Source organism: Calothrix rhizosoleniae SC01 (assembly GCF_900185595.1).
Classification (GTDB): Bacteria; Cyanobacteriota; Cyanobacteriia; order Cyanobacteriales; family Nostocaceae; genus Calothrix_A; species Calothrix_A rhizosoleniae.
On the sequence record NZ_FYBH01000158.1, the window covers coordinates 50,458 to 59,976 of the forward strand.

Here is a 9,519-nt window from a genome sequence, read left to right on the forward strand (position 1 = left end):
AGTAGGTAATCATTATGAAAATTCTTATTGATGGAGTAGCATTCAGCCAAGCACAAGACCAAAAAGCTATTGATTTTTGGCAACAGCTTATGCCTAGGCTGACTCTTAGGTTAAAGGGAGAAAATATTTATTACCTGAATAGAAATTCAGATATAGATTTTCCAGACCTTACTAGTCTTCATAATCTATATGCTCCATCAGTGGATTATTCTTTATCTGCTTTAGAAGATCGACGTTTAGCTAGTTTGTGTCGAGAATTAAATATTGATGTATTTATTTCCACTTATAATACTTCCGCAGGCAGTGGAGTTAAAACTTTATTTATAGATTTAGGAAATAGTGATGATGTAAATATCGTTAGTTCTAAACAGAGAAGTCTCAGATTTACATCCTTTTATTTAGCTATATATCAGGAAAACATCAAAGAATTACAAAAATATGTGAATTTAGCCTCTGAGAATATCCAGGCTATTTATGCAGATTCTAATCATGAATTAGACTGGATAACAGTTGCTAATTTTGTTGCTAAAACAACTATCAATCTAAGTGCATATCAACTTAGTCAAGAAGTTGCTCGCATTCAATTAGCAGAAGAGGAAGCAACTCAAGCAGAAGCGTTACAATTAAGAAAACAGGCTTACGGCGAAGAAGCATATAAGAATTTTTATCAATCAACAAGCTATAAAATTGAACAAAAGCAGAAGGCTAATTTAGCAACAATTGCTGGATTCAAATCATCTGTTAATTATGAATATGACGATAATTGGCAATTAACCACTCCTGTTGCTTTTCTTATTTTCAATCGCCCCGATACCACTGCCAGAGTTTTTGAAGTAATTCGTCAAGCTAAACCCCCTAAATTGTTAGTTGTTGCGGATGGTGCGAGAGTCGATAAACCGGGAGAAGCAGAAAAATGTGCTGCTACTAGAGCAATTATTAATCAAGTTGATTGGGAATGTGAAATACTAACTAATTACTCTGAAGTTAATTTAGGTTGTCGAAAAAGAGTAAGTAGTGGTTTAGATTGGGTATTTGAGCAAGTAGAAGAAGCGATTATTTTAGAAGATGATTGTCTTCCTCATCCCACTTTTTTCCGCTACTGTCAGGAATTGTTAGATAAATATCGTGATGATGAACGCATCATGATGATTTCTGGTGATAACTTCCAATTTGGACAGAAAAGAACTGAATACAGTTATTATTTTTCCCGTTATGGTCATTGCTGGGGTTGGGCAAGTTGGCGTAGAGCATGGACAAACTATGATGATTATATGCAGAAATGGCCAGAATTAAGAGATAACGGTTGGCTTAATTCTGTCTTACAAAATGAGCAGACAATTGCTTACTGGTCAAAGATATTTCAAGGTGTTTATGATGGCTTTAATACTTGGGATTATATTTGGTTATTTACCCTTTGGGCGAATAATGGATTAACAATATTACCCCATGAAAATTTAGTTTCTAATATTGGTTTTGGCTCTGGCACTCATACAATCATGAGTAATAGTCAATTTGCTAATATGCCCGTTGAAGTAATGAATTTTCCTCTAAAACATCCTAGGATGATAAACAGAAATATTGAGGCTGATGATTTTACAGAAAAAACACAATTTAGTGGTGTAATATCACAACCACAAAAAAGAGAAATAACATACACAAATACTATACAATCTGTACAAAAATGTAAGGTTTGCAACTCTGATTCTTTTCATCTCTCCACAGCAAAAATCCTCCAAAAATATGAGGTTAATTATTTTCAATGCTCTCACTGTGGTTTTGTACAAACGGAACATCCTTATTGGTTAGATGAGGCTTATTCAGAAGCGATCGCTGTTAGTGATGTTGGCTTAGTGTATCGTAATAACATCATGGCCAATATTACGGGTAAATTGCTATTCAATTATTTTGATCATCAAGCCAAATTTTTAGATTATGGTGGTGGCTATGGTCTTTTTGTGCGCCTAATGAGAGATCAAGGATTTGATTTTTACTGGTTTGATAAATTCTGTAAAAATATATTTGCCAGAGGATTTGATTTACAGAAAGACGACAAACAAAATTTAGAATTAATTACAGCTTTTGAGTTATTTGAACATCTAACTAATCCGTTACAGGAGTTAAAAGAAATTATTAATTTATGTCCTAACATTCTATTTAGTACAGAACTACTACCTGAAGATAATCCCACACCAGATAAGTGGTGGTATTACACCCCCCATGAAGGTCAACATATTTCTATATATACTCGAAAATCCTTAGAAATATTAGCCAGTAAGCATAATCTTAAACTACACACTAATGGGAAGTCTCTACACTTATTGACTACAAAAGAAGATTTACCAGAAAACTTGTTTGAACAATTAGCACAAAATGAGTTGCAACCTACCAACAAAGAATCACTGTTATCCCGTGATTTTAATCAAATAGTTAATAATATTGTACTAAAAGATAGAGGATTAAATGCTAAGGAATTAGAAATTAATCCAGAAACTCAACAACCAATTATTATATTTGATGGTGTATTTTTCCAACTTTATAAAACTGGCATTGCTCGTGTCTGGAGATCTTTACTACAAGAATGGGCAAATAATGAATTCAGTAAACACATTGTAGTCCTTGACCGTGCTGGTACTGCTCCTAAAATACCTGGTATTAGATATCGCACTATACCAGCATATAGTTACAACAACACCGATGCTGATAGAGAAATGCTACAGCAAGTGTGTGATGAAGAAAATGCAGATTTGTTTATCTCCTCCTACTACACTACTCCCATAACAACGCCTTCTGTATTCATGGCTTATGATATGATTCCTGAAGTCATGAGATGGGATATGAATAATCCCATGTGGCAAGAAAAACATCGAGCTATTCAACAGGCATCTGCTTACATAGCAATTTCAAAACACACAGCGCACGACTTATCAAACTTTTTCACAAATATATCGTTAGAGGATATTACCGTAGCTCGTTGTGGAGTTAAAAATACTTTTTCACCAGCTAAAGCAGAAGATATTAATGCTTTTAAAATAGAGTATGGTATTACAAAACCCTACTTTATTCTGATTGGTGTAGGAACTGGTTATAAGAACAGTATCTTATTCTTCCAGGCTTTTTCCAAGCTTGCGACTAGCCAGGGGTTTGATATTGTTTGTACAGGGAGTGGTGGTGTATTAGCACCTGAATTTAGAAACCATTCATCCGGTAGCACTGCTCATATGTTGCAACTCAGTGATGAAGAATTAGCAATAGCTTATTCTGGTGCAGTGGCATTAGTTTATCCTTCTAAATATGAGGGCTTTGGAATGCCTATAGCTGAAGCAATGGCTTGTGGTTGTCCTGTAATTACTTGTGCTAATGCCTCAATTCCAGAAGTCGCAGGAAAAGCAGCTATTTATGTGAATGATGATGACATAGAAGCAACAGTAAACGCTCTTTGCGAAGTACAGAAGCCTGTTATTCGTAATACTTTAATTGCTGCTGGTTTGGAACAAGTAAAGCAGTTTTCTTGGTCAACAATGGCAGATACTGTTAGTTCAGTGTTGATTAATACAACACCACTGTGTTTAAACCTGAAAGAAAATAACCTAATTGTTTTCCCTGATTGGAATCAGTCAGAAGAATCAATAGGTTTAGAGTTGCAAGCAGTAATTAAAACTCTGGCGACTTATCCTGATAGCCAAAAAACTACTTTACTAATTGATACTAGTAATATTGCTGTGGAAGACGCGGAAATGTTTTTATCCAGTGTCGCTATGAATCTACTTATGGAATCAGATTTAGATATGACTGAGGAGTTACAGATTTCCTTAATTGGAGAGTTAAGCAATATTCAGTGGAAAACTTTATTATCAAGCATTCAGGCAAGAATTATTTTGGAAAATGATAATCAAGAAGCTGTGATGAAATTATCAATGACAAAACTCCCACAGCGCAAACTTGAAAGCTTTCAACTCTCAGCAGTATAATCAAATACTTGTAGATGAGTATTTTCTGTTGTAATAGCTTAGCGATCGCTAACTAATAAATATTTGTCATTCCTATAAGTCCGTCACTGAAACAGTATTCCCTTCAGTGGCGGACTTATTAGGATTTGGGTAAAATTTGGGTTGTCAAATTTTATGAATATTCCCAGGGATTGATCACATTTGATGAATATAACACTACGTAATTAGGGCGCGGACATTGTTGAAGACTCAAACCTATGAACAGTAAACTTATTAAGTAGGTAGGCGTAAAAAATTATCGTTTGGATAAGACAGGGGGCAGGGGGCAGGGAGCAGGGGGAAAAAGGGTTTTAGCCTTATTTACTTTTCTCCACATAGTTTGGTTTTATTGTGCCGACTTACTTACTTGCGCATAGCGCTATAGTGCTTAATGAACACTTCACTTTATTTTATAGGGGTACAAACATGGAAATTTATCAAAAAATTTGGGAAAATGATGAAAATCAATTTTCCGTTAGTGCTCGCAATAATCAAGGGGAATGGGATAACGAAGATGCAGATATTCTCTTAGATGAGCAGGTTAAAGCCAGTGGAAAACGAGAAATTGACTTGGCTACCCATCCTCTATTTCATCGTGTCAACGAAAGTAAGTTATTTGATGAGAGTACAACTTATGTTAGTTTCATCAATTTATTAGATAATTATGCCATTCGCTCTGTTGATCCAGAATTTACATCTGAAGAGGAAGCAGCAGAGCAACAAAAATTCTTGTCCTTAATTATTAAAACTAAACCCATGCAGATTGCACGGGAATATATCAATGAGGAATTTGGAGAAAACTTATCTGAAAAACAATTTCAGCAGAAGCTCTATCATATCTGGTTTGAGTTATATACTAACTATTACAAAGGAAAGTCAACTGATTATTGTTCTGGTTTTGAACATGTTTTTGTTGGTGAAGGTAAATTTAATCTTCAAGCAGGAAACAAGAAGGAAAACTTCGGTAAAATTTCCGGCTATCATTCCTGGATCAAGTTTTATCTAGATGAGAAAAATCAACGAGTCAATTATTTAGGTTATAAATATGATCTCAAAGGTGAAGATGGTTCTGCAAACCCCAATGTTGTCACCTTACAACAAGTCCAAAATGTGACTAATATGCGAGGAGATGTAATTGCTCAACTATTTAAAAAGAAAGGGGGATTTTTTGTTGGTCCTAGTCCGGAATGTGAAATAGCGATCGCAACAGTGGCTTTTTATGAAAGTGTATATGGCAAAATTCAAGACCAGCGACGGGCGACAATTAATGGAGCGACCTACGATTTAGTAATTTACCGCAATATTAATCCCAATGGCTCCCGAGGTGAGCTAATTCGTTCTTTCTTTCCTATTTTTCTAGGACTAGAAGAATTAGATGGGAAAGAAAAACCAGAAAAAGATGAGCCAGAAACAACACCTCCTGTAGTCAATCCCATAGACATTAATTTAAAAAATGATGGTGTAGTAGTAATTACTTCTACCTTACCTAATCCCAGAGGCGTAGATGATGGTAATGAATGGGTAGAGTTGAAAAATAATACGAATCAAGCCATTGATTTAACAGGTTGGCAATTACTAGATAAATTAGATCGTCCTCAACCTTTGAAGGGAACTATAGCAGCCAATGAAGTCAAACGTTTTAATATTACCCGCACTCATCCAAGTGGGATGCAATTAACTAATAAATCAGGTTTGATTTCTTTGGAGGATGAAAAATCTAACTTGATTGCAAAAGTTAAATATTCCCGTGCTCATTCTGGTGAGGTTATAACATTTAATTAATGTAAAATACTGAATGCAGTCGATCATAATAAGGCAATAAATTCAACTTTTGGCATTGCTGATTTGAAGTATGAAATTGACAAATAAGGTATTCACAATTCTTACTCTCCGAGCATTTGAAAGCAATTCATACCTGAATTCAGCAACGCCAAATTGAGAATTAATTATTCTTCTGGTAAATATGAGTATTCAAGCAGCATACGATCATTGGTCAGACACATACGATTCTGATGACAATTTTACACGAGATTTAGATCTAGCAGTCACCAGGGAAATTTTGATTGGTTTGAGGTATAAATCAGTTATTGAGATTGGTTGTGGTACAGGTAAAAATACTGTTCTGCTTTCACAAATTGCTGAACAAGTTCATGCCATAGATTTTTCAGTAAGTAGGTTGGCGTAAAAAATTATCGTTTGGATAAGGCAGGGGGCAGGGAGCAGGGAGCAGGGGGAACAAGGGTTTTAGGCTTATTTACTATTCTTCACATAGTTTGGTTTTATTGTGCCGACTTACTTATCCATGATTGAAATAGCTAAAAAGAAAGTGAATTCAGCCAACGTGATATTTTCTACAGGGGATATAACAAAGGGATGGATTTATAGTGATGAATCAGCTGATTTGGTAACTTGTAACCTCGTTTTAGAACACATAGAAGAACTATCATTTATATTTTCCGAAGCATCTCGTGTATTAATGAAAGGAGGACAATTATTCATATCTGAGCTACATCAATTTAGACAATATAAAGGAGGAAAAGCTAATTTTCAAATCGATAAAAATATTATTGAAATCGAAGCATTTTTACATCATATATCAGATTTTTTTAACATAGGAAAAAATCACAACTTCATCCTGGAAAACTTTCAGGAGTGGTGGCATGAACAAGATAAAAATAAACCACCAAGACTTGTATCATTCTTATTTATAAAGTATTAAACTCCTAGCCATAGGAAAATTTGCAAGTACTTAAATTAAAGTTGATTGTCCAATCCGGAGCGAGTGAGAATACATTAGCAATCCCACCATTTTCTTGGCGATGAATCCTACTCCACAGAAACACGGAAATTTCAGGTATAATTGAACGCCCGCCAGAGGTACAGCGAAGTTCAGAGAAAGCCCTGGCAATTTGTTTGAGTTTGACAATCAAATTAATAGCAGGTGCTAACTCTGTCTGAAGTGCGCTGTGTTCTCCTTGTGGCATAGGTTTTTAATGATACATCCATTAATATACTCACTGGGAGGTTCTGTCTCTGGCAGCTTGAGAAATTCATCTAGAGTATTAGAATATATCTGTAGCATTTAAAACATTCTAGTTAGGAATCATTGGTACTGTTACTTTTATTCTACAGATAACTCATTTACCTACATCAATTAAGAATTTAATGGGTTCTTAGAAATTATTGCCTCAATTTTTTGCATTAGATACTCCCAACGCTTTTTATCTTCCTCGTATCTTGCATTTGCTTCTTTGACATCTGTCTGACAGTGTGGACAAATCTCTTCATGGTTCCAAATAAACTGATTGCAGTTCTTGCACATTTCCAGTTTCGGCGGCACTCTCCCCTCTAGATGATTGCCATCTTCGACTGTTGTTAGCTCTGAAGAATTTATTACAGGTTGAGCGATTCTTTGTCTTGGCATTTTTTCCCAGTCATATTCAGAACTTGTTGCACGCCCTGGGATTGGTTCTTGTATCAGTTCAAATTCACCAACAGCAAACGGACTTTGAGCCGCATCTTTGACCTTGCGAATTTTTTCCCGCAGCCCCTGTTTCTCTAACTCTAAAACCCTATGATGGCAGTAGGGATTATTTCCTGGTTTACCCAGAAGTGAATGGGAAGTCCAAGTACAGCCCCCTCGGCAAACGTCAGCGTAGTAGCAAGTTCGACAAAATCCCCATAAATCATCTATGGATCTGAGTCGTCCAAAGTGAATTTCTTCACTCGTATTCCAAATATCTTCAAGGGATAGGTCTCTGATATTACCTCCTGCATATCCTACAGTTGGAAGCGATGGACATCCTTTAACTGTACCGTCCGCTTCCAAACCAATAGCTGTTTGACCAGCAGTACAGCCGTTATAATGAGACGTAGAATTCCCTATGCTACGAAATTTATGCTCGTAAGGCCCAAAGTAACCAACATTGTTTCCAGGAACCATAGTTAGTCCTCTCTCAAGGGCTTCATCGAAGAGCCGAGCTAACAGAGGCATAAGTTCAAAAAGCTGGTATGGTTGTAAAATGATGTGGTCATTATCAACAGCATTTCCCATGGCCACTGTCAACTGAATCTGCCATTGCTGTGCGCCAGCGTCAATAATTTGATCCATTAACTGACTCAGCATAGGTATGGTTTCTGGACCAATTTGTGTATTAACACTGCGATTTAGTCCTGCATCCTTGGCACGTCGCAAGGTATCAATTGCCATTTGATAGGATCCAGGTACTCCCCGTAGGCGATCGTGTAATTCTGGCAATCCATCAATGGATACTCCAATTCCCTGTAATCCTGCCTCGATAGCCTCTTCAAGTTTCTCTTGGGTGAAATTAAGGGCACCTGTCTGTATGGCACAGTAGATATGATGATTTCTAATTGCTTTGACGATCTCCATCCAATCGCGACGCAAAAATGCTTCGCCACCAATCAGAGTTATTTCCCTTGTTCCCAGTTTAGCCAGCTGATCTACCACATCAAGACATTCTTGAGTTGTTAACTCATCGTGTCGGGGTTTACCTGCTCTAGAACCGCAATGCTGGCATTTAAGATTGCAGGCAAGAGTAATTTCCCAAACAACATGGACAGGGGTATGATGTCGATAATCATTCTCTGTGCGGGTTCTCGCTGGTGTTGGCATAATTCATCCTCCACTTTATTCTCAATTTAGACATACTCAGCATTAGACATCTCCAAAAAAGACTCATGAATCAGGGATTCATTCTCGGTTCCTTAGAGATGTCTAATGTTGACAGACGGCTATTAGCCCTGTTAGCCGTTCCTTTCAAGCTTTATAATTTCCAGCTTCAGAGCTTCAAGGGCGGCTGAGACATCACCCGCCTCTTTGAGCCACTCTTCGGCTTGCCGCGTCATAGCTTTCATCCTTTGCAGATCGCCCGAAGCTGCAGATTCATGGATAGCCGCTGCATATAAAAGTTGTATTGCCATTGTATTCGCCTCCATTGAGATAACTAAACAATTTTTTTGGCATGAAACTGAGATACCTGTAAAAACTTGCAAAATGACCTGAAAACCCTTTTTCTATCTGGTTTTGATAATTTGATATAGTAGGCTCAAAAAAGCCGTGCTAATAACACAAAAGTCAAGGTTTTTGGGGTCATTTTGTTGGGAAAAATACAACCCTCAGCTCAATGCCAGTTTAGCTTTAAGTATTCACATCTATTTAATAAGAATTATCATTTTTTGAGCAAAGTATTGTTAAGTTCAGTTGCTTGATATTGCATTCATAATTTTGAGGAAGAAAAAAGGTAAATTCTATTGAACAATAGCAACTCGAATTTTATATATTGGTATGATAAAAATAGCCTTGTATTACTGTAAAAAGTCAAGGAACAAATATTAAATTGATCGGTAAGCGATCGCAGGATTAAAATTGAGAAAGTACTTGATTCGCATGGTCATTTTCCATGATTACTTTATCGATACTCCTGCTCAAGAATTACTCTAACTTCCGCATCTAGTAAGGGTATTTTTTTGATCACAACATCCCAAATAATGTCATAATCAATGCCAAAGT

Annotated in this window: 6 protein-coding genes and 1 pseudogene; 4 read left to right on the forward strand and 3 right to left on the reverse strand. The window is 36.5% G+C overall.

The window, feature by feature from the left end; genetic code table 11:
• Nucleotides 1-14: 14 nt before the first annotated feature.
• The 4 genes from CALSC_RS09500 to CALSC_RS09515 all read left to right on the forward strand — a co-directional run bounded on the left by CALSC_RS09500 (nucleotide 15) and on the right by CALSC_RS09515 (nucleotide 6,705).
• Nucleotides 15-3,968, forward strand: coding sequence for a methyltransferase domain-containing protein (locus tag CALSC_RS09500; RefSeq protein WP_235006738.1), 3,954 nt, complete (start codon nucleotides 15-17; stop codon nucleotides 3,966-3,968).
• 444 nt (nucleotides 3,969-4,412) lie between these two features.
• Nucleotides 4,413-5,768: a lamin tail domain-containing protein gene (locus tag CALSC_RS09505; protein ID WP_088241114.1), complete on the forward strand. Its 1,356-nt coding sequence runs from the start codon at nucleotides 4,413-4,415 to the stop codon at nucleotides 5,766-5,768.
• Nucleotides 5,769-5,949: 181 nt separating this feature from the next.
• Nucleotides 5,950-6,171, forward strand: coding sequence for a class I SAM-dependent methyltransferase (locus tag CALSC_RS09510; protein ID WP_088241115.1), 222 nt, complete (start codon nucleotides 5,950-5,952; stop codon nucleotides 6,169-6,171).
• A gap of 99 nt (nucleotides 6,172-6,270) precedes the next feature.
• Nucleotides 6,271-6,705 carry a class I SAM-dependent methyltransferase gene (locus CALSC_RS09515; protein ID WP_235006739.1) on the forward strand — a complete coding sequence of 145 codons (435 nt, stop codon included), beginning with the start codon at nucleotides 6,271-6,273 and terminating at the stop codon, nucleotides 6,703-6,705.
• A gap of 43 nt (nucleotides 6,706-6,748) precedes the next feature.
• Here the strand turns inward: CALSC_RS09515 and CALSC_RS09520 are convergent.
• From CALSC_RS09520 to CALSC_RS09530, 3 genes and pseudogenes are all read right to left on the reverse strand, one after another.
• Nucleotides 6,749-7,068 (reverse strand): annotated as a pseudogene (locus CALSC_RS09520) (Uma2 family endonuclease); the annotation flags it as partial.
• Between the two features lie 72 nt (nucleotides 7,069-7,140).
• Complete coding sequence (locus CALSC_RS09525; RefSeq protein ID WP_088241117.1) at nucleotides 7,141-8,622, reverse strand: GDL motif peptide-associated radical SAM/SPASM maturase; 1,482 nt, start codon at nucleotides 8,620-8,622, stop codon at nucleotides 7,141-7,143.
• Nucleotides 8,623-8,753: 131 nt separating this feature from the next.
• The gene (locus CALSC_RS09530; RefSeq protein ID WP_200817605.1) at nucleotides 8,754-8,930 is read right to left on the reverse strand and encodes a DUF1843 domain-containing protein; all 177 of its coding nucleotides are present in this window, start codon (nucleotides 8,928-8,930) and stop codon (nucleotides 8,754-8,756) included.
• Nucleotides 8,931-9,519: the final 589 nt, after the last annotated feature.

Bases quoted from the DNA above. Each gene is read 5' to 3' on its own strand.
- CALSC_RS09500 (WP_235006738.1), top strand. From the start codon at position 15: ATGAAAATTCTTATTGATGGAGTAGCATTCAGCCAAGCACAAGACCAA.
- CALSC_RS09505 (WP_088241114.1), top strand. From the start codon at position 4,413: ATGGAAATTTATCAAAAAATTTGGGAAAATGATGAAAATCAATTTTCC.
- CALSC_RS09510 (WP_088241115.1), top strand. From the start codon at position 5,950: ATGAGTATTCAAGCAGCATACGATCATTGGTCAGACACATACGATTCT.
- CALSC_RS09525 (WP_088241117.1), bottom strand. From the start codon at position 8,622: ATGCCAACACCAGCGAGAACCCGCACAGAGAATGATTATCGACATCAT.
- CALSC_RS09530 (WP_200817605.1), bottom strand. From the start codon at position 8,930: ATGGCAATACAACTTTTATATGCAGCGGCTATCCATGAATCTGCAGCT.